Source organism: Bacillus halotolerans, from assembly GCF_001517105.1.
GTDB classification, from domain to species: Bacteria; Bacillota; Bacilli; order Bacillales; family Bacillaceae; genus Bacillus; species Bacillus halotolerans.
In genome coordinates this window covers 581,750-601,628 of record NZ_LPVF01000010.1, presented here as the reverse complement: position 1 = coordinate 601,628, position 19,879 = coordinate 581,750, and the positions used below count along the sequence as shown (strand labels likewise).

The window sequence follows — 19,879 nt, the reverse complement described above, 5'->3', positions numbered from 1 at the left end:
AAATCCTTGAAAAGGAGTGTCGTCATGGCCGATTCTTTTCTGTTTTATAATCTTTCAGAAGCACAGATGACCTTTCAAGATGTGATGGAGCGGCTTAAAGCCTTTATTCGAAGGGATCCCCGTTCTTCATATGTGTTATCGATCGGAACCGATTCACAGGTTTATCGTGATTACACAAAGTTTATTACTGCATTACATTTGCATCGTACAGGCAAGGGAGCTTGGGGCTGCTTGAAAAACCACGCAGTCGACAGACCCATACATAGCCTTCGTGAAAAGATTTCGTTAGAAACGGCGTACAGTCAAGAAACAGCCGCCTATATTCTGGATGGACACTTGATGGATATTACCGATCTGCTCCTGCCTTTTACAGGCGAAGGGGCGGATCTTACATTTGAGGTTCACTTGGATATTGGGAAAAAAGGGCTTACAAAAGAACTGATTCAAGAAATGACAGGGCGCATAACTTCAATGGGGATTGAGGCTAAAATCAAACCGGATTCATACACAGCCTTCAGCTATGCAAATCGTTTCACAAAATAATTCCGGCTCGCAAGCCGAGGGAAATGTCGAATTATGCGGTTGACGATTGTTTTCTGATTACTTATTCTAGCGGTAGAGCTGAAAGTAAGTTTTCTTGCTTTCAGAGGTATTCAGTATAAAACAGGGGGCCTGATTACGAATGAGTCTTATCGGTGAACGATTTACAGAAGAAGAACAAAAACTTCTGCTGAATATCCTGATCAACCATGAGTATGCTATCGAGCTTTTAAGCAGTGAGATCAACGATATAGAGACAGGAACCAAAAACGTTGACGGAACCACCTACAAAAAACTTGTAACGCTATACGACCGATTTCGATTTGAAAATTAATGGCACACCTTATAATTGATACTCCTCCAAAGAGTATCTTTTTTATTGAAGGAAACTTTTCGACAAATACTGATAAAGTTTATATTATTGTGGTATAGGGAATGTATGTGTTGATGAAAATGAAAAGGGGTCGAAAACATGATAAGCTTGCAATCAGATCAGCTTCTTGAGGCAACAGTCGGACAATTTATGATTGAGGCGGACAAAGTAGCGCACGTTCAAGTTGGAAACAACCTGGAGCACGCTTTATTAGTGCTGACAAAAACAGGGTACACGGCCATCCCGGTGCTGGATGCGTCATATCGTTTACACGGCTTAATAGGGACCAATATGATCATGAACAGCATTTTTGGTCTTGAAAGAATTGAATTTGAAAAGCTTGACCAGATTACCGTTGAGGAAGTTATGCTGACTGATATTCCGCGTCTTCATATAAATGATCCGATTATCAAAGGATTCAGCATGGTCATTGATAACGGGTTTGTTTGCGTTGAAAATGATGATCAGGTCTTTGAGGGGATTTTCACAAGAAGAGTGGTTTTGAAGGAATTGCATAAGCATATTCGCTCATTGAACAAGTAGGCTGCTCAGCCTATTTTTTATTATATTTGCAGAGCAATAAAGAAAGCGCATACATAAATTGGGGTGAAAAGGACTTGAATCATAAACTAAGATTTTATTAGAATAGAAGATAAGAAAAACTTATTGACAATAAAAAGGAGGACGACATGCAGCTTCAAGAGCTTCATATGCTCGTAGTTTTAGCTGAGGAGTTAAATATGAGAAAGGCGGCGGAACGGCTTTTTGTATCCCAGCCGGCTTTATCTCAGCGTTTACAAACCATTGAAAAGGCGTGGGGGACAAAGATATTTTTAAGATCCCAAAAAGGATTGACGGTAACGCCGGCCGGAGAGAAAATCATTCAGTTTGCGAATGACGTTACGTTAGAGCAGGACAGAATTAGAGAAAATATCGATGAGCTCGAAGGAGAAATTCACGGCACACTGAAGCTTGCCGTTGCCTCCATCATCGGCCAGCATTGGCTTCCTAAAGTTCTAAAAACGTATGTGGAAAAGTATCCGAATGCAAAAGTCTCGCTCATTACCGGCTGGAGCAGCGAAATGCTGAAAAGTCTTTATGAGGATCAGGTTCATATTGGCATTATTAGAGGAAACCCCGAGTGGAAAGGCCGCAAAGACTATTTAATGACAGACCATCTGTATTTAGTCGACACTGAAATCTCTTGTATAGAAGATATTGCTCATACAGAACGGCCGTTTATCCAATTTAAAAGCGACAGCACTTATTTTCAGGAGATTCAGCATTGGTGGCATCAAAAATTTAAAACGTCGCCAAAACAGACTATATTGGTTGATCAGATTGAAACGTGCAAACAGATGGCGCTGCACGGGATCGGATATGCGATTTTGCCGTCTGTTACCCTTCAGAACGAAGACAAAGTCAATAAAATGCCTCTGTTAGACGTGAAAGGCAACCCTATCGGGCGGGATACCTGGTTATTAGGCTATGAACCTGCTTTTGAACTGAAGCAAGTTCAAGCTTTTGTTTCAGTTGTAAAGGAGATGCTTGATCAAGAGCACCCATTTTAAGAGAAAAGACAGCACAAGGCTGTCTTTTTTATTAATATATATTGACAATGAAAATCATTATCATTTAAAGTGATACATATGATATTGAAAATCATTATCAATTATGAGGTGATAACATGGCAAAAGCCTTGATTACATATGCCAGCATGTCAGGAAATACCGAAGACATTGCCGGAATTATAAAAGATACACTGCAGGAATATGGTTTAGCCATTGATTGCATCGATATGGATGACGCGGAGGCATCGGCTCTGACTTCTTATGATTATGTGCTCATTGGCACCTACACATGGGGAGATGGCGATTTGCCTTACGAAGCAGAGGACTTTTTCGAAGAGGTTCAGCAGCTCCAGCTGAACGGTTTGAAAACAGCTTGCTTCGGCTCGGGGGATTACTCTTATCCAAAGTTTTGCGAAGCTGTTAATTTATTCAGTGACATGCTGCAAGAGGCGGGAGCTGCTGTCTATCAAGAAACACTTAAAATTGAGCTTGCCCCTGAAACGGATGATGACGTGGAAAGCTGCAGAGAATTTGCAAGAGGTTTTCTTGCATGGGCAGACTTTGTGAACAAGGGAAAAAGCCATGTTTCATAAAGGGGCGACAGCTGTTGCGGCATCGGCGTTTTCTGGCTATTTTGTGGCAGTGAAAAGAGAAGGCATTTTTCATTATTCTTTGGAACAAGGCTGGAAAAAGCTTTTTCATTTAAAAGCGAAAATACACTGCATCAGTTATATCGGTCCTTACTTATTCGGTGTCGGTGAAAAGGGAACGATCATTCGTTCATCTGACGAAGGGAAAAGCTGGACGATGTCGAGCTTCCCGACAAATGCGACAGTGTGGTCGATGACCGGCAGGAATGATGGATTTGTTTGCGCCCATGGCAAGCATTGCATTTATGTATCAGAAGACTTCGGTATTTCGTGGCGGGTTGCCAAACCCTTTGCGGAATTTGAACATCCGCCTGTTATTCGTTCACTGTGTCTGCATGGCGGGAATCTTTATATTGGTACACAAATACACGAATGTTTCGGAGGGATTTGGGCTTACGATTTCAAACAAGGCGCTGTCCGAATGGTAAAAAAAGAAGACAGCCGTATGACGGCATCCATGCTTGTGTTCGATGATAAATGGCTGGTTGCTGCAATGGGCTCTGCAAAAGGAAAGCGCGGAGCCGTCACTGCACAGCATATTTTAACGGCTGAAGAAGTCACGATACATTCCAGCATGATCAAAAAGGAAGAATCGTTTCTTGATATTTCAGAGGATGATGGCATTATTTATGTCACAACGGCTCAAGACGAAAATGGCTATTCGAGGATTTATCAGGCTGATCTTGAGGCCCGAGAGCTAAAATGGTTCGATACCATTAAAGGTCATGGATGGAGAGTCGCCAATCAAAGAGAAAATTTCTTTTGTGCAGGCTTGTATGAATGTAAATTTGTCCAGCCGTACGAAGTTTCAGCAATGATTCATTAGAGGAGGAATACGGAATTGGGGAAGATTTTGCTGGTTTACGCAACGATGTCAGGCAACACAGAAGCCATGGCTGATTTGATTGAAAAGGGTCTTCAGGAGGCGGAAGCGGAAGTAGATCGATTTGAAGCAATGGACATTGATGATGCCGAGCTGTTTAATGATTATGAACATATCATCTTAGGAACCTATACATGGGGAGACGGTGATCTGCCTGACGAATTTCTTGACCTTGCCGAAGAAATGGGAGCCCTTGACTTTACCGGAAAAACATGCGCCGTTTTCGGTTCCGGTGATACAGCATATGAATATTTCTGCGGTGCTGTAGATACGCTTGAAGAGAAAATAAAAGAACGAGGCGGCGAAATTGTGCTTCCTTCCGTAAAGGTTGAAATGAATCCTGAAGGGGAAGAAGAAGAAGTATTAAAGGAATTCGGCAGACAATTTGCCAGAAAAAGCAGCTGTGCTGTCTGATAGATGCAAAGGGAACTGCCGAGCGGGTGTTTCCTTTTTTTCTTGTCTTTGTATCTTTCCTTTGATACAGTAATGAGGTAGAAAATCAGGAGGAGGACTATACATATGAAAATGATGGACGCAAATGAAATTATTTCATTTATACAAAATAGTACAAAATCTACACCTGTAAAGGTTTATGTAAAAGGTGAGCTGGAAGGAATCAATTTCGGTGAATCTGCGAAAGCTTTTCTAAACGGAAACACTGGTGTTGTTTTCGGTGAATGGAGCGAAATCAAAACAGCAATTGAAGAAAACCAAAGCAAAATCGAAGATTACGTGGTTGAAAATGACCGCCGCAACTCTGCGATTCCTATGCTTGATCTTAAGGATGTCAAAGCGCGCATCGAGCCGGGTGCGATCATCCGCGACCAAGTTGAAATCGGCGATAACGCAGTCATCATGATGGGGGCTTCTATCAATATCGGATCAGTTATCGGAGAAGGTACAATGATCGATATGAACGTTGTTCTTGGCGGACGAGCTACTGTCGGTAAAAACTGTCACATCGGTGCGGGTTCTGTGCTTGCGGGCGTTATTGAGCCGCCATCCGCTAAACCGGTTGTCATTGAAGACGACGTTGTAATCGGTGCAAATGCTGTCGTACTCGAAGGTGTAACAGTCGGTAAAGGAGCTGTTGTCGCTGCGGGAGCGATCGTAGTGAACGATGTTGAGCCATACACAGTTGTTGCAGGAACACCTGCTAAGAAAATCAAAGATATCGATGAGAAAACAAAAGGCAAAACTGAAATCAAGCAGGAATTACGCCAGCTGTAAGGAATGATTTGATTAAAAAGGCGTGGATGATATATCCACGCCTTATTCGTATAGGCAGGAGGAAATGAAAATGAAGAAAGAGGAGCTTATTGCAATCCGCAGAGATCTGCACCGTATACCCGAGATTGGATTTCAGGAATTCAAAACACAGCAATATTTATTAAACGTCTTGGAGCAATATCCGAAAGACAGAATTGAAATTGAAAAATGGAGAACCGGACTTTTTGTGAAAGTGAACGGAACAGCGCCGGAAAAAATGCTCGGATACCGAGCGGACATTGACGCGCTTTCAATCGAAGAGCAGACAGGGCTGCCGTTCGCATCAGAGCATCACGGCAAAATGCACGCCTGCGGACATGATTTGCATATGACGATTGCGCTGGGCATCATCGACCACTTTGTTCATCACCCTGTTAAGCATGATCTGCTCTTTTTATTTCAGCCGGCAGAGGAAGGGCCAGGCGGAGCGGAACCGATGCTTGAGAGCGACGTCTTAAAAAAGTGGCAGCCTGATCTCATCACTGCGCTTCATATTGCGCCAGAGCTTCCGGTCGGCACCATCGCGACAAAAAGCGGTTTGCTTTTTGCGAATACATCAGAGCTTGTCATTGACCTGGAAGGCAAAGGGGGGCATGCCGCTTATCCGCACTTAGCTGAGGATATGGTTGTAGCGGCAAGCACACTCGTTACTCAATTGCAAACAATCATCTCGAGAAACACAGACCCGCTGGACAGCGCTGTGATTACTATCGGTACGATTACGGGCGGCTCCGCGCAAAATATCATTGCGCAAACAGCTCACCTGGAAGGCACAATCCGCACGCTTTCTGAAGAATCCATGAAGCAGGTAAAGGAACGGATCGAAGATTTAGTGAAGGGAATCGAAATCGGCTTCCGCTGTAAAGGAAAAGTGACGTATCCGTCTGTGTATCACCAAGTTTACAATACAAGCGGGCTCACAGAGGAGTTTATGTCTTTTGTTGCTGAGCAAAAATTGGCACAAGTAATCGAAGCAAAAGAAGCGATGACCGGAGAGGATTTTGGCTACATGCTGAAAAAATACCCGGGTTTCATGTTCTGGCTCGGCGCTGATTCCGCGGACGGACTCCATCACGCAAAGCTGAATCCTGATGAAAATGCGATCGAAACAGCGGTTAACGTGATGACAGGTTATTTTTCTGTTTATGCCAATTAAGTACAATAGAAAGAATAAAATGCCATATGATGAGCACCCTATTTAACGGAGGTGTTCTTTATGACAAAAAAAATAGGAATTGAACAGTCGTTATCAGATGTAGAAGCTGCATTAAGAGAAAAAGGATATGACGTTGTCATGATGAAAAGTCCTGCAGATGCAAAAGGCTGTGACTGCTGTGTCGTAACAGGGCTAGACAACAATGTGCAAGGTATTGCCGATACAGTAACACAAGCACCGGTCATTACAGCTTCCGGGATGACTGCTGAAGAAATTTGCAGCGAAGTTGAAAGCAGAATTCAGTAAAGTAAAAACCGAAGCAAAAGCTTCGGTTCTTTTGTTATTCTGTTTCTTTAGGAAAAGCGTGGTCGAGTGCGGTTTTTATTTCTTTTCTCAGCACGCGTTCGACCCGCCACTGTTCCATATTTTCTGTTTTTGCAATGACTCTGATCACAATTTCAGAGGTTCCCAGCTCTTGAATGCCAATGACATTAGGACCCTCTTTTATTTGCGGAAGAGCAGCTGCCGTTTCGTCACATACATGTTGTAAGATGTGAATGGTTTCATCGAGGTTTCTTTCAGCCGGGACTTTAATATCAACCAGCGCCTGCATCGTTCCGCGGGAATGGTTGCTTACATTTGTGATGTTCCGGTTCGGAATGTAATGCAGTGTGCCGTCAAAGCTGCGGATTTGGGTCGTTCTTAAACCGACCTGCTCCACAATTCCGTCAAAAGTCGCAACGGTGATATAATCTCCGACATCCAATTGTTTTTCAAGCAGAATAAAAAAACCTGTCACGATGTCGCTGACAAGGCCTTGGGCGCCAAAACCGACCGCCAGACCTACGATTCCCGCCCCTGCTAAAAGAGCGCTCGGGTCGTAATGAAACAAATCCAGAACCATAACGAAAAAAATAAAAATCAATATGTAAGCAAATACGTTAAGTGTCAGGCTTCGGAGCGTGTGAGCGCGTCCGATAGTCAGGTTGTTTTGCGCTTCAAATTTTGCAAATAGATGTTTAATAATTCTCATGCCTACAGATCGAACGATAAAATAGAGGCAAATCATAATGACGAGCTTAATGAGTAAAACACCCGCATTGGTGACAAGACCTGCCCAATCATAGTGTGTAATAAAATCCATGTTGGTGCTCCCTTTCTGAATGTGTTGCAGCATGTTAAAGTTTGTTCCCTATACATGAACATGTTAAACTTTTTACCGTAAAATGTCGAAGGCAAAGACATGTATTCTTTGTTAAAAATTGACTGGGAAAATGCGGTTCGATATAATAGTCATTGTGAGGTTATTGACGAAATAAGTAATATTTTCCTTTATTTTCTTGTTCATCTGGCTTTTAAAGCCAAACTATCAATTGGAGGGATACATATGGCAGAACGTATGGTAGGTAAACAAGCTCCTCGTTTTGAAATGGAAGCAGTCCTTGCAAATAAGGAATTTGGCAAAGTAAGTCTTGAAGAAAACATGAAAAACGACAAATGGACGGTTCTTTTCTTCTATCCAATGGACTTTACTTTTGTCTGTCCGACAGAAATTACAGCGATGTCTGACCGTTATGACGAATTCGAAGATCTTGATGCTGAAGTGATCGGCGTTTCAACTGATACAATCCATACTCACTTGGCGTGGATCAACACAGACCGTAAAGAAAATGGTCTTGGTCAGCTGAAATATCCGCTTGCTGCTGATACTAACCATGAAGTATCCCGTGAATATGGCGTTTTAATTGAAGAAGAAGGCGTTGCACTTCGCGGATTGTTTATTATCAATCCTGAAGGCGAGCTGCAATATCAAACGGTTTTCCATAACAACATCGGACGTGACGTTGATGAAACGCTTCGAGTGCTGCAAGCACTTCAAACAGGCGGACTATGCCCGGCTAACTGGAAACCAGGTCAAAAAACACTTTAATTCTTTTTGAGAACGAAAGAAAAAGGTCTAACAATTCGTTAGGCCTTTTTGACTCTTACTGCTCACTAGGAGGGAAAAGCGATGAAATTACGTCAGCCAATGCCTGAATTGACAGGAGAAAAAGCTTGGTTCAATGGTGAAGTAACAAAAGAACAACTGATTGGAGAAAAACCGACACTTATTCATTTCTGGTCCATCAGCTGCCATCTGTGCAAAGAAGCTATGCCGCAGGTGAATGAATTCCGGGACAAATATCAAGACAAGCTGAACGTTGTAGCTGTTCATATGCCTCGTTCCGAAGATGACCTGGATCTCGACAAAATCAAGGAAGTAGCTGCTGAACATGACATTACTCAGCCTATTTTTGTTGACAGCGACCACGCCTTAACCGACGCATTTGAAAACGAGTATGTGCCTGCGTACTATGTGTTTGATAAAACCGGACAGCTTCGTCATTTCCAAGCCGGCGGCAGCGGCATGAAAATGCTTGAAAAACGTGTGAACCGCGTTCTGGCTGAAACAGAACAAGCAGCGGAATAATTGTGTGCAAATTAAAAACCTGATCCTAATCAGGTTTTTTTATTTGCGCAAAAAAGGAAAAGAGTAAGAAGCTTATTTTTCCATATTTGGGTATAAGAAAAATGCTTTTTAATGATTTATCTTCTAAAAACGAGACCTAATTTCTTATGTTTTTCTGCATATTTAGATATTTTTCATATCTCTGCACGCGAAAATTGTAGATATTACACTAAATTTCATTAAAGAAGTAATTAAAAGATATATTTTCAACTTTATTCCAAATGACTGACATAAGCTCTTGAACCCTTGTGAATAAAGAGGTCTGTTAAAAAATAAAACGTTTTCAGAAAATAAGGAATTTTTCATAGAGTAAATATAATAGTAAAATGCTAAAATAATAGTTGATAAAATTACTTTTGTAATCTAATATCTTAATTAAAGATGTTAATTCTGATAGGGGGTACATTGAGGAATGTTTAATGAAAGAGAAGCTTTGCGCTTGCGATTAGAACAATTAAATGAAGCTGAAGTGAAAGTCATTCGTGAATATCAAATTGAACGCGATAAAATATACGCTAAATTAAGAGAGCTGGACAGAAATGGAAGCCCTTCCGAAACGAAAAAGGAGTTCCGTTCTGAACGAAAAACTGACTCTCTGCCGGTTCTCGCTGAGCTTGCGGCTCAGGAAATCAGAAGCTATCAGCCGCCATCACAGCAGCAGTCTGTTCAGCCTCAGCTTCAATCTATTTCCTCTCTTCCTGCCGGTATACCAGACGGAACAACACGAAGAAGAAGAGGAACGGCAAGACCGGGATCTAAAGCAGCTAAACTGCGTGAAGCGGCTATTAAAACATTAAAACGCCACAACGCGGCGATTAAGAGCTCCGAGCTTCAAAAAGAGATTGAAAAGGAAAGCGGTCTTGAAATCCCTAATATGACAACATTTATGCAAAGTTTAATTAAAATGTATCCGGAAGTGAAAAAACCGTATCGCGGCCAGTACATTTTAGAGGGTGACATCGAATCAGCTGAATCAGCAACAGAATAAACACACAGAAAAACTGCTTGGGAGCTCAAGCAGTTTTTTTATTATTGGGTTTTTTTCGGTGAAGGTTTGTTTTCTTTTTCAAGATTAAGCTTATACACCCATTTTTGATAAGGTTTTTCTTCGGCGGCACGGCTCTTCAGCTCTTCAATTTTATGATTGATAAGCTGGTCAGATGATTGGGCTCGGGTCAGCTGTTTTTGAAGCTCATTTACTTGTTTTGTGACATCTTCAAGGATGGTCTCTACATGACTTGACGGTGCGTAAACGGTTTGAGCTTCTTCTGCCGTTTTTTCTTTCTGTTTCGCACCGCCATCAATATCAGCAAAATGAGAAGCAATCCAGGCATCACTTTCATCGAGCTGCCGTTTGTACGAAATAATAGTTTCTTGAAATAGTTTTTCTTTCGTTTTTTCTATTTCAAGCAGCCTTTCTTTCGTTTCTATGATTCGGTCTTTCATATGATCTATTTCTATTTTGATATGTTTTAGCTGGTATTCTTTTTCTATCATTTGCTCTTTCAAGCGTCCGTTTTCGGCTTTTATCGTTTCAGCTTGCTGCTTCGCTTGAAACAATTCGTTCTGTTCCCGCTGGATAGAGGTATTAAGATGAATAATTTGTTTATGCAAATTTTTATTTTCTTCCTCAATTTTGATTTTTTCGATATGAAGCTTATGTTTTTCTTCGATTTCGGTTTTGCGTTTGTAGGTTTCTGCGGAAAGAAGCTCCTGCAAGGTGACGATTTTATCGAGCAGTTCGGCTCTCATTTGATGCAGTGTATGGCTCGTATAGGAGGCGTGTTGTTCTTTCATTGACATTTGCTTTAGCTCAGCGGACAGCTGCTGAAGTTTTTCTTTCATATTGGTATTTTCTTTGAGCAGTTTGTTATTTTTCTGATGGAAGTAGCTTGCCTCAAACTCGGAAATTAGTTTACGGCACCTTGACAGCTCTGATTTTAAATAAAGGTTCTCCTGTGACACGTCATGGAAAAAAGGACCTGTTCTTTTCAATCGAACCATCTCCCTCATGATGTTAACATTACAATATGCAAATACTGAACAGCTATTCCTCTTTAATAAACAGACAAGCATTGGCGTTGGGGCCTTGCTTTTGCTATGCTTTTGGTAACTAGAGGTGAGAGCATGAAACATATAAGTGTACTTTTAGCAGGAGGAGCTTCACGCCGGTTTGGGGAGCCCAAGGCGTTTGTAAAATGGAGAGGCCGTATGTTTTACGAATGGGCTAAAAAGTCGCTGGGTGAGCAAGCGGTCATCATCAGCCGTCCCGAGTTTATCGATAGATTTCAAGAGAATGGCGAAACCGAAGTGTATCAAGACGCGGAGCCGTTCCAAGGAATGGGCCCATTGGCTGGTATCTATACTGCTTTTGAAAAGACAGACGGTGACCTTTATACGATTCTATCCTGTGACACACCGCTGATACGAAAAAGGACGATGGCGGAGCTCAGGCGCATGGTAACTGCCGATACGGACGCAGTCATCCCGATATCAGGCGGACGAGTGCAGCCATTGATAGCACTGTATCATAAAAGGGTCATGCCTATTCTATATGAACAGCTATCTGAGAAAAAATTAAAACTATCAGATTTCTTAGACCGTATTTCAGTTCGGTACGTACAGGCAGAGGAAATCGCGGCAGTGCCGGAAGAGTTTATGAATATTAATACACGACATGACTATAGGCGTTTGAATGAACTCAAGACATTCTCCTGCTGGGACTGACGGGGGGAAATCATGGTATGATTGACATAAAAGATAAGGAGATCAGGTTTGATGGAAGAGCGTTATTCACGGCAAATCAGATTTAAGCAAATTGGAGAAGAGGGCCAGCAAAGACTGGCAGATAGCCGCGTGCTGATCGTAGGAGCAGGAGCGCTCGGAACAGCCGGAGCTGAAGGGCTGTCGAGAGCGGGAGTTGGAACCGTCACCATCATTGACCGTGATTATGTAGAATGGAGCAATCTGCAAAGGCAGCAGCTCTATACAGAAAGCGATGCGGAACTCCGCATGCCAAAAGCTATGGCTGCCAAAGAACATTTATCCGCTATTAACAGCGGCATACATATTGAGGCATACGTTACAGAGGGGACGGCTGAAACGCTTGAACCGCTGATCGTAAAAGCGGATGTTGTCATCGATGCAACAGATAATTTTGAAACACGCATGCTTATCAACGATCTAGCTCAGAAAACAAAGACACCGTGGATTTATGGCGCTTGTGTAAGCAGCCAAGGGATGTTCATGACAATTATTCCGGGGGAGACACCTTGTTTGTCTTGTTTGTTTGAGCAAATTCCTGTCGGCGGAGCGACGTGCGATACAGCGGGGATTATTCCGCCTGCGGTCCATATGGTTTCAGCCTATCAGCAGGCGGAAGCGCTGAAACTGTTAACGGGAAACACAGAAGCGATACAGCGCGGCTTTGTCACGTTTGATGTCTGGAACAATTCACATATGAAAATCAACGTTAGCAATGTACGAGTCGAAGATTGTCCGTCGTGCGGCGCACACGCAGTTTATCCTTATCTTCAAGACTGGAACACGCCAAAAGCGGCTGTGCTGTGCGGCCGTGATACGGTTCAAGTCAGATCAGAGTCATTAAAAAGAATACCGAAGCAGGAGCTCGCCAGTCGGCTGAAAACAATCGGCAAGGTAGAGGCCAATGCATTTTTGCTTCATATCTATTATGAACATTTCAGAATCGTCATTTTTAATGACGGACGGGCTCTGATACACGGAACAAGTGATGTGAAAGAAGCCAATTCTGTGTTGGCAAGAGTAATCGGATTGTAACAACAGGAGGGTTCAGAATGCTGGAGAAAAGAACACCGATACCGGTAGATGAAGCTGTTCGGCGTGTCAGCAGATTTCAAAAACGAGGGGAAACAGAATGGGTGGCGCTTGAAAACAGCCTTCACCGATTTTTAGCTGAAGATGTAACGGCAGATCACCATGTGCCTGCATTTGACCGTTCACCATATGACGGTTTTGCTGTCAGAGCATGTGATACGGCTGAAGCTTCACGCGAGCACCCTGTCCGCTTTGAGGTCATTGACCATATCGGAGCAGGGGCTGTATCTGAAAAAGAACTTGCTGCGTTTCAGGCAGTGCGGATCATGACAGGTGCGCAAATTCCAAAAGGCGCGGATGCCGTGGTCATGATTGAGCTGACTCAAACCTTTGAAGAGAATGGTCAGCCGTTTATGTCTTTAAAACGCAGCTTCCAGCCAGGGGACAATATTTCAAAAACAGGTGAAGATGCTCAAAAAGGGGGCGTTTTAGTCAGAAAGGGCACGCGAATCACTCCGGGGGTAACAGCTCTTCTGGCAACCTTTGGATACGCTTCTGTGCCTGTCATGAGAAAGCCTGTTGTCGGGATTATCGCTACCGGCACTGAATTGCTGAATGTCAGTGACCCGCTGGAGCCGGGGAAAATCCGTAACAGCAACGCCAGTATGGTATATGCACAAGTTATCGAAGCGGGCGCTTCACCTCTTTACTTAGGGAAAATCTCCGATGATCTTGATCAAAGCTTTGCTGCGGTCGAGGAAGCAATGGAAAAGGTTGATTTTCTAATCACCACAGGCGGCGTGTCAGTGGGTGACTTTGACTTTTTGCCTGCAATCTATGAAAGACTCGGGGCTGATGTGCTCTTTAATAAAGTTGCTATGCGCCCGGGAAGTGTAACGACTGTGGCTCATGCAAACGATATGCTGCTGTTTGGGCTGTCAGGTAACCCGTCGGCATGCTATGTCGGTTTTGAACTGTTTGTAAAACCGATGATCCGGTCATGGCTGCTTCATGATAAACCGCATCCGATTTGCGCAGAAGCTGTTTTGACTAAGGACTTTCCGAAGCCGAATCCTTTTACCCGATTTGTACGTGCTTATGTACACCATCAGGAAGGAAAGCTGTTAGCGGCTCCCGTTGGATTAGATAAGTCAAGCTCTGTCACTTCACTTGCAGAGGCGAATGCGTTTATCATCCTGCCGGGCGGTACGAGAGGTTACGAATCAGGCAGAACGGTCCACGTGCTGCTGATCAGAGAAGAGAATGGAAGTGAGTGGCCTTGGTCCGTCCTTTCCCGATCGTCCAAGTTGTAGGATTCCAAAACAGCGGAAAAACAACGTTGATAGAGCATATTCTTAAAAAAGCCGCACAACAGGGACTGCATGCAGGCTGCCTGAAGCATCACGGTCATGGCGGTGAACCGGAAGCATTCACTGAAGGAAAAGACACTGACCGTTACCAAGCTGCGGGAGCTGATGTAACAGCAGTAGAAGGAGCGGGTGTTTTACAGCTTACAGCCCGCCGTAAATGGGATCTCCCGCAGCTGATCGAGTTATATCGCTTTCTCGATATGGATTGCCTGCTCATAGAAGGCTTTAAAAAAGCTCCTTATCCTAAAGTAGTAATAGTACGAGATAAGAATGATCTGGCTGAACTGCAGGCAGTAAATATCATCGCAATTATATACAGAGAAAAAGAACAAATGGCTGCACACCAAGGATTACCCGTTTTTCACGCGAATGATCCAGCAGCAGTTGAGTATGTGCTTTCACAGCTGAAAGGGGAATCTGTGTAATGGGACGGTTTGAGATTACGAAAACACCCATCGTTACTGAAGATATCATAAAAAAAGTAGAGAGACGGGAAGCCGGAGCTATTACCACGTTTATCGGGACAGTTCGGGAGTGGACAAACGGAAAAAAAACAATCCGGCTGGAATATGAGGCTTATGAACCGATGGCTGTGCAGATGCTGGCCCAAATCGGGGCTGAAATAGAAGAGAAATGGAAAGGTGCTTCGGCTGCTATCACCCATCGGATCGGTGTACTGGATATCGGCGAAGCGGCAGTTGTCATCGCTGTGTCTTCTCCCCATCGAAAAGCCGCTTATGAAGCCAATGAGTATGCAATCGAACGCATTAAACAGATTGTGCCTATTTGGAAAAAAGAAATTTGGGAAGACGGAGAGCAATGGATCGGTGACCAGCTTGAGACAACAGCTTATCCGAATGGAAAACCAGATGTAAGTGAGGGAGAGCAGCATGATTAACATTCTTTTGTTTGCGGGACTTGCTGAAAAGGCCGGCACGTCAACGCTTGAAATTGATATGGAACAAGCAACAACCGATGATATAAAAGCGGTATTAAAGGAACAATACGGACTTGAATCAATTGATACGGCTATGATTGCTGTAAATGAAAACTACGTCAAAGAAAATACCTCAGTATCTTCCGGTGACACGGTGGCTGTTATTCCACCTGTCAGCGGGGGATAAAAACCGGACGGCGATAAAGCCGTCCGGTTTTTGCGTTAAAAGCCATATCCCTCATTTTTTGCATATCCTGCTCATCATCCTGCATACAATGATTTTCTGTAGGCATTTATTTTACATAAGTCCCGCCATATAAAGTAAGAGACCATCTCCATCATTAGATTGAATTTTCGAAAAATAATAGAAATTTATTTCGGGAATCGATATAGTAAGGGTGAAAAAACTGGAAGGGTGCTGGGTATGGAGACATTTAAAAGATTAAAATCATTTTATTGGCCGTACAGAAAGGTGTTTATGTGGTCGCTTCTGGCGATGCTTTTGATGACAGCCATTACGGTCGTTTATCCGATCATTCTGCAAATTACGATTGATGAGATCGTACTGGGGAGGCAGTATCAGCTTGCAGCATGGATCAGTCTGGGATTTATTGCGGTTATGGCTGTAAAAGGAACCGCCACTTTTTTTCATCAGTATTTAGGTGATATGTTTGGCATCAAATCTGTTTACCGGCTGAGAAATGGCCTGTATGCAAAACTGCAGAGGCTTTCTTTTTCTTACTATGACAACGCAAAAACAGGTGATTTGATGTCCAGGCTGACAGCCGATGTTGAAGGGCTCAGGTTTTTTTTATCCTACGGGCTTGCTGAGTTTATTCGATTCGGCTTGCTGGTTGCAATCAGCTTATCGGTCATGTTTTACTATTCGGCTCCGCTAACGCTGGTAACAATCGCTGCTTTGCCTTTTCTGGCGGTCGCGGTATATCAGTTTGACAAAAGAGTACACCCCGCCTTCCGAGGCATCAGAAAATCGTTTGCGAAACTCAATACAAAGGTGCAGGAAAATATCAGCGGCATCAACACAGTGAAGTCACTATCAAGAGAAGATTTTCAAATCAGCGCCTTTAATAAGGCAAATGCGGCCTACAGAACAAAATATTTACAAACGTCATCCATCTGGTCTGCGTATTTTCCGCTGATGGAGTTTATCGGCAATATTTGTATTGTGGCTCTTCTTTCATACGGCGGCTATTTGGTCATGCAAAATCAGCTGAATCCGGGTGAGCTTGTCGCTTTCTTCAGTCTGGTCAATTATATGATGTGGCCAATCATGAACTTAGGTTTTGTGATTAATATGTTTTCTCAGGCAAAAGCCTCAGGAGAGCGTCTGTTAGACATTCTTGATGAAGAGGAAGACATCAAAGACCACGTTCATGCTTTACATCAGCCAAAGCTAACCGGAGATGTCTCATTCAAAGATGTAACTCTCACATACAGAAATGAACAAACGAACGCGCTTTCCGATGTAAGCTTTGAAGCAAAAAGCGGAAAGATGATCGGACTTTTGGGCCCTACGGGATCTGGAAAAAGCTCAGTCACACAGCTCCTCACTAGATTTTACAGCCCTGCAGGCGGAATCATTACGATTGATCATAAACCTATCACAGATTATTCATTAAAAACCCTTCGCTCAAATATTGGAGTTGTACTTCAAGAATCATTCCTATTTTCATCTACTATTCGATCAAATATTTCATACGGGAAGCCGGATGCTTCGATGGACGACATTATAAATGCGGCAAAAAGAGCTCAGGCTCACGATTTTATTATGGAACTGCCTGACGGATATGACACCATGCTTGGAGAAAGGGGGCTGGGGCTTTCAGGAGGCCAGAAGCAGCGCATTGCTATTGCCAGAGCCATCTGTTTAAACCCAAGCATTTTAATATTAGATGACGCCACAAGTGCAGTAGATATGCAAACTGAGCACAGCATACAGCTTGCGTTAAAAGAAGTCATGAAAAACCGCACAACCTTTATCATCGCTCACCGCATTTCTTCACTGAAACACGCAGATGAAATTCTTGTCTTCGATAAAGGTAGCATTCGTGAAAGAGGCAATCATCACGAGCTTCTTGCCGAGAACGGCTATTACAAAAAGATATACGATTTGCAATACCGGGACGTCAATATGATAAATGAGCCGCATCAGGTCGGATAGGGAGGAACATATGAAACAAGCAAAAAAACATGGGATTTTGGAGCGTTTCTATTATTCTTCAGATGAAATCATTGAAAAACCGTTTAACTGGGCTCAAATGTGGCGGCTGTTAAGCTATGTCAAACCGTACCGAAAAACAATTCTGCCGCTTTCTTTTCTCACCGTTTTGATTGGGACTGCTGTGAAGCTTGTCATTCCCATTCTGATCGGTGTTTATGTTCTCGATCAAGCCATTACAGCAAAGAATTCGGAATTGCTGATGCAGCTGATTATTTTGATCAGCGTTTTATACGCCGTTAATTATGCAGCCAATATGCTAAGGATCAGATGGATGAACCAGCTTGGCCAGCATGTCATTTACGATTTGCGCCAGCATTTATTTACCCATGTGCAGCGCTTGTCCCACCGATTTTTTGATCAGAGATCGGCAGGGTCTATTCTCGTAAGAATTATGAATGACATTAACTCCCTTCAGGAGCTTTTCACAAGCGGCGTAATTAACTTATTAACAGATTTATTGCTTTTGGCGGGAGTTGTCATCATTTTATTCACGCTGAGTCCTGAACTGACCATAGCCATCATGGTGACTCTGCCGATTATGTTTTTTATTTCAACAAGTCTCAGAAAAAAAATCCGCCGTTCATGGCAAACGGTGCGTCTGAAGCAATCAAAGCTGAACTCCCATTTAAACGAAAGCATACAAGGTATCCGCGTAACGCAGGCTTTCACGCAGGAACAAGAAAACATGGAGTATTTTGACGGAGTCAATCAGGAGAACTATCAATCATGGCGGGAAGCAACAAGAAAAAATGCTGTGTTCCGTCCGCTGGTAGAAATGACAAATGCGATAGGAACGGCTGTATTAATATGGTATGGCGCCACACTCATCATGAACCAAACCATTACAATAGGTGTCTTCGTATCTTTCGCCTTCTATTTAGGCATGTTTTGGGAGCCTATTTCAAGATTAGGTCAGGTTTATAACCAATTGTTAATGGGGATGGCCTCGTCAGAGCGGATTTTCGAGTTTTTAGACGAACAGCCGAACGTCAAAGAAAAGCGGGATGCCATTCACAAGAAAAATATTAAAGGCCATATCAGCTTTGAAGAGGTTGAATTTTCTTATGATGAAAAACGAAAGGCACTTCATGCCGTTTCCTTTTCTATTCCAGCAGGCTCAACACTTGCACTTGTCGGACACACGGGGAGCGGGAAAACAACGATTGCCAATTTAATCAGCCGATTTTATGATGCAACAGGAGGAACCATTAAAATAGACGGCACTCCGATAAAAGACCTGTCCATTGCCAGTTTACGCTCTCAAATCAGCATTGTGCTTCAAGATACGTTTATTTTCTCCGGAACGATTATGGAAAATATTCGTTTCGGAAGGCCGGATGCGTCAGACGAAGAAGTGATAAAAGCTGCTCAAGCAGTCGGAGCGGATGAGTTTATTTCTGGTTTAGCAGAAGGATACGAAACAGAAGTGGAAGAAAGGGGAAGCGTATTATCTGCCGGTCAGCGCCAGCTCATTTCCTTCGCAAGAGCGCTGCTCGCAGATCCTGCTATTATCATTCTTGACGAAGCCACGGCAAGCATTGATACAGAGACAGAAGTCAAAATCCAGCAGGCTTTAAAAACTTTGCTGAAAGATCGTACAGCCGTCATGATTGCCCATAGATTGTCCACAATCCGCGACGCCAACCATATCATCGTTCTTGATCACGGCAGGAAAATGGAAGAGGGCAGCCACGAACAGCTGCTTGCGAAAGGAGGTATTTATGCAGGACTGGTGAAAGCGCAATACAGCATAGCTGCCGAATAAAAGCCTTCAGTTTGGAAGTCTGAAGGCCTTTTGAATGATTTGGATATTTTTTCGAAAAATATGAAACTTTTTTTAGGTCCTTTCGTATTATCAGCTAGATATGTTCAAGGAGGTTTTATATATGGAAGCAAATGTAGAAAAAAACGGCGGAGTGTCAACTGAAAAGCCATCCCTTTTTGGAGTGATCACAAGTCCTGGAACTCAATTTGAGAGAATAAGAGAAAGGCCGGTGGTATGGGGCCCGCTCTTGATTGTTGCGGCAATCATCATAGTTGGTGCTGTATTGCAGGGTCTCGGAACGGATTATAGCGAGCTTCTGAAAAATACAAATACGAATGGATTAACAGCTGAACAGGTTGAAACTCTCGGAACGATAACCAAATACACTGGAATGATAGGCTCTATTTTTGGCGGAATTGCAGCTTTATTTATTGCACCTCTCATTTATTGGCTCTGTGTGAAAATATCAGGAGGCGTAACGACGTATAAGAAAATGCTTTCTCTCGGTCTGTTTGTCTCCTTAATCAGCAGCTTAGGATTATTAATTAACGGAATTGTTGCTTTTACAACGGACGCAAGTTCACTTTACAGCATGACGTCACTTGCGGGAATTATTCCTTCAGACATGCCTTTAGCCAATGTATTAAATACATTTGAAATCTTCAGCATTTGGAGCTATGTGTTATTAGCGATCGGTCTTCACAAAACGGGAGGCATCTCCAAAAAAGCAGGATGGATATCCGTTATTATTCTTTTCGTCCTTTTGGTCGCATTTTCGTTTATTTCAGGGGCGATAAACTCTGTGGCAGGTGCATAAAT

At 43.1% G+C, this 19,879-nt stretch carries 24 protein-coding genes; 22 read left to right on the top strand and 2 right to left on the bottom strand.

The features are described from left to right. Positions 1-24 precede the first annotated feature (24 nt). From AU387_RS13400 to AU387_RS13355, 10 genes are all read left to right on the top strand, one after another. A complete protein-coding gene (locus tag AU387_RS13400) occupies positions 25-543 on the top strand; it encodes a ribonuclease H-like YkuK family protein (protein WP_024121220.1) in 519 nt (172 codons plus the stop codon). 139 nt (positions 544-682) lie between these two features. Beyond that, positions 683-874 carry an AbrB antirepressor AbbA gene (gene abbA / locus AU387_RS13395; RefSeq protein WP_003218673.1) on the top strand — a complete coding sequence of 64 codons (192 nt, stop codon included), beginning with the start codon at positions 683-685 and terminating at the stop codon, positions 872-874. Positions 875-1,012: 138 nt separating this feature from the next. Beyond that, positions 1,013-1,456 (top strand): cyclic-di-AMP-binding protein CbpB, encoded by a 444-nt coding sequence (gene cbpB, locus AU387_RS13390; RefSeq protein ID WP_044156071.1) that lies wholly within the window; start codon positions 1,013-1,015, stop codon positions 1,454-1,456. 146 nt (positions 1,457-1,602) lie between these two features. Further along, the gene (gene ccpC, locus AU387_RS13385) at positions 1,603-2,484 is read left to right on the top strand and encodes a transcriptional regulator CcpC (protein WP_044156069.1); all 882 of its coding nucleotides are present in this window, start codon (positions 1,603-1,605) and stop codon (positions 2,482-2,484) included. 116 nt (positions 2,485-2,600) lie between these two features. Continuing rightward, entirely contained in the window at positions 2,601-3,077 is a 477-nt protein-coding gene (locus tag AU387_RS13380; protein WP_059335878.1) for a flavodoxin, read from the top strand. Continuing rightward, on the top strand, positions 3,067-3,960 hold the full coding sequence (locus AU387_RS13375) for a WD40/YVTN/BNR-like repeat-containing protein (protein WP_059292863.1): 894 nt from the start codon (positions 3,067-3,069) through the stop codon (positions 3,958-3,960). The genes AU387_RS13380 and AU387_RS13375 overlap by 11 nt, the downstream gene beginning before the upstream one ends. A 15-nt stretch (positions 3,961-3,975) precedes the next feature. Continuing rightward, positions 3,976-4,431: a flavodoxin gene (locus AU387_RS13370; protein ID WP_059335877.1), complete on the top strand. Its 456-nt coding sequence runs from the start codon at positions 3,976-3,978 to the stop codon at positions 4,429-4,431. Positions 4,432-4,536: 105 nt separating this feature from the next. Then, the gene (dapD, locus tag AU387_RS13365) at positions 4,537-5,247 is read left to right on the top strand and encodes a 2,3,4,5-tetrahydropyridine-2,6-dicarboxylate N-acetyltransferase (RefSeq protein WP_024121226.1); all 711 of its coding nucleotides are present in this window, start codon (positions 4,537-4,539) and stop codon (positions 5,245-5,247) included. Between the two features lie 70 nt (positions 5,248-5,317). Next, a complete protein-coding gene (locus AU387_RS13360) occupies positions 5,318-6,442 on the top strand; it encodes an N-acetyldiaminopimelate deacetylase (RefSeq protein WP_059335876.1) in 1,125 nt (374 codons plus the stop codon). 60 nt (positions 6,443-6,502) lie between these two features. Further along, positions 6,503-6,748 carry a YkuS family protein gene (locus AU387_RS13355; protein ID WP_010334064.1) on the top strand — a complete coding sequence of 82 codons (246 nt, stop codon included), beginning with the start codon at positions 6,503-6,505 and terminating at the stop codon, positions 6,746-6,748. 34 nt (positions 6,749-6,782) lie between these two features. On the opposite strand, the gene AU387_RS13350 is transcribed toward AU387_RS13355, so the two are convergent. Then, complete coding sequence (locus AU387_RS13350) at positions 6,783-7,586, bottom strand: mechanosensitive ion channel family protein (RefSeq protein ID WP_059335875.1); 804 nt, start codon at positions 7,584-7,586, stop codon at positions 6,783-6,785. Between the two features lie 243 nt (positions 7,587-7,829). Between AU387_RS13350 and ahpA the strand changes: the two genes are divergently transcribed. The 3 genes from ahpA to rok all read left to right on the top strand — a co-directional run bounded on the left by ahpA (position 7,830) and on the right by rok (position 9,939). Beyond that, on the top strand, positions 7,830-8,372 hold the full coding sequence (ahpA, locus tag AU387_RS13345; protein WP_010334066.1) for a biofilm-specific peroxidase AhpA: 543 nt from the start codon (positions 7,830-7,832) through the stop codon (positions 8,370-8,372). A gap of 81 nt (positions 8,373-8,453) precedes the next feature. Next, a complete protein-coding gene (gene ykuV / locus AU387_RS13340; protein WP_059292859.1) occupies positions 8,454-8,912 on the top strand; it encodes a thiol-disulfide oxidoreductase YkuV in 459 nt (152 codons plus the stop codon). Between the two features lie 451 nt (positions 8,913-9,363). Further along, on the top strand, positions 9,364-9,939 hold the full coding sequence (gene rok, locus AU387_RS13335; protein WP_059335874.1) for a transcriptional regulator Rok: 576 nt from the start codon (positions 9,364-9,366) through the stop codon (positions 9,937-9,939). 41 nt (positions 9,940-9,980) lie between these two features. Here the strand turns inward: rok and AU387_RS13330 are convergent, their stop codons facing one another. Continuing rightward, on the bottom strand, positions 9,981-10,946 hold the full coding sequence (locus AU387_RS13330) for a coiled-coil domain-containing protein (protein ID WP_059335873.1): 966 nt from the start codon (positions 10,944-10,946) through the stop codon (positions 9,981-9,983). A gap of 132 nt (positions 10,947-11,078) precedes the next feature. Between AU387_RS13330 and AU387_RS13325 the strand changes: the two genes are divergently transcribed. From AU387_RS13325 to yknW, 9 genes are all read left to right on the top strand, one after another. Continuing rightward, positions 11,079-11,678, top strand: a complete 600-nt coding sequence (locus AU387_RS13325) for a molybdenum cofactor guanylyltransferase (RefSeq protein WP_059335872.1) — start codon at positions 11,079-11,081, stop codon at positions 11,676-11,678. A gap of 51 nt (positions 11,679-11,729) precedes the next feature. Next, positions 11,730-12,749: a MoeB/ThiF family adenylyltransferase gene (locus AU387_RS13320; RefSeq protein WP_059335871.1), complete on the top strand. Its 1,020-nt coding sequence runs from the start codon at positions 11,730-11,732 to the stop codon at positions 12,747-12,749. A gap of 17 nt (positions 12,750-12,766) precedes the next feature. Next, positions 12,767-14,059: a molybdopterin molybdotransferase MoeA gene (locus tag AU387_RS13315; protein ID WP_059335870.1), complete on the top strand. Its 1,293-nt coding sequence runs from the start codon at positions 12,767-12,769 to the stop codon at positions 14,057-14,059. Continuing rightward, positions 14,020-14,541 (top strand): molybdopterin-guanine dinucleotide biosynthesis protein B, encoded by a 522-nt coding sequence (mobB, locus tag AU387_RS13310; RefSeq protein ID WP_059335869.1) that lies wholly within the window; start codon positions 14,020-14,022, stop codon positions 14,539-14,541. Before AU387_RS13315 ends, mobB begins: the two co-directional genes overlap by 40 nt. Continuing rightward, positions 14,541-15,014, top strand: a complete 474-nt coding sequence (locus AU387_RS13305; protein ID WP_044156051.1) for a molybdenum cofactor biosynthesis protein MoaE — start codon at positions 14,541-14,543, stop codon at positions 15,012-15,014. The genes mobB and AU387_RS13305 overlap by 1 nt, the downstream gene beginning before the upstream one ends. Next, the gene (moaD, locus tag AU387_RS13300) at positions 15,007-15,240 is read left to right on the top strand and encodes a molybdopterin converting factor subunit 1 (protein ID WP_044156050.1); all 234 of its coding nucleotides are present in this window, start codon (positions 15,007-15,009) and stop codon (positions 15,238-15,240) included. Before AU387_RS13305 ends, moaD begins: the two co-directional genes overlap by 8 nt. 237 nt (positions 15,241-15,477) lie before the next feature. Continuing rightward, complete coding sequence (locus AU387_RS13295; protein ID WP_044156048.1) at positions 15,478-17,235, top strand: ABC transporter ATP-binding protein; 1,758 nt, start codon at positions 15,478-15,480, stop codon at positions 17,233-17,235. Between the two features lie 10 nt (positions 17,236-17,245). Further along, entirely contained in the window at positions 17,246-19,060 is a 1,815-nt protein-coding gene (locus AU387_RS13290) for an ABC transporter ATP-binding protein (protein ID WP_059335868.1), read from the top strand. A gap of 121 nt (positions 19,061-19,181) precedes the next feature. Beyond that, complete coding sequence (gene yknW / locus AU387_RS13285) at positions 19,182-19,877, top strand: YknW family membrane protein (RefSeq protein WP_059335867.1); 696 nt, start codon at positions 19,182-19,184, stop codon at positions 19,875-19,877. Positions 19,878-19,879: the final 2 nt, after the last annotated feature.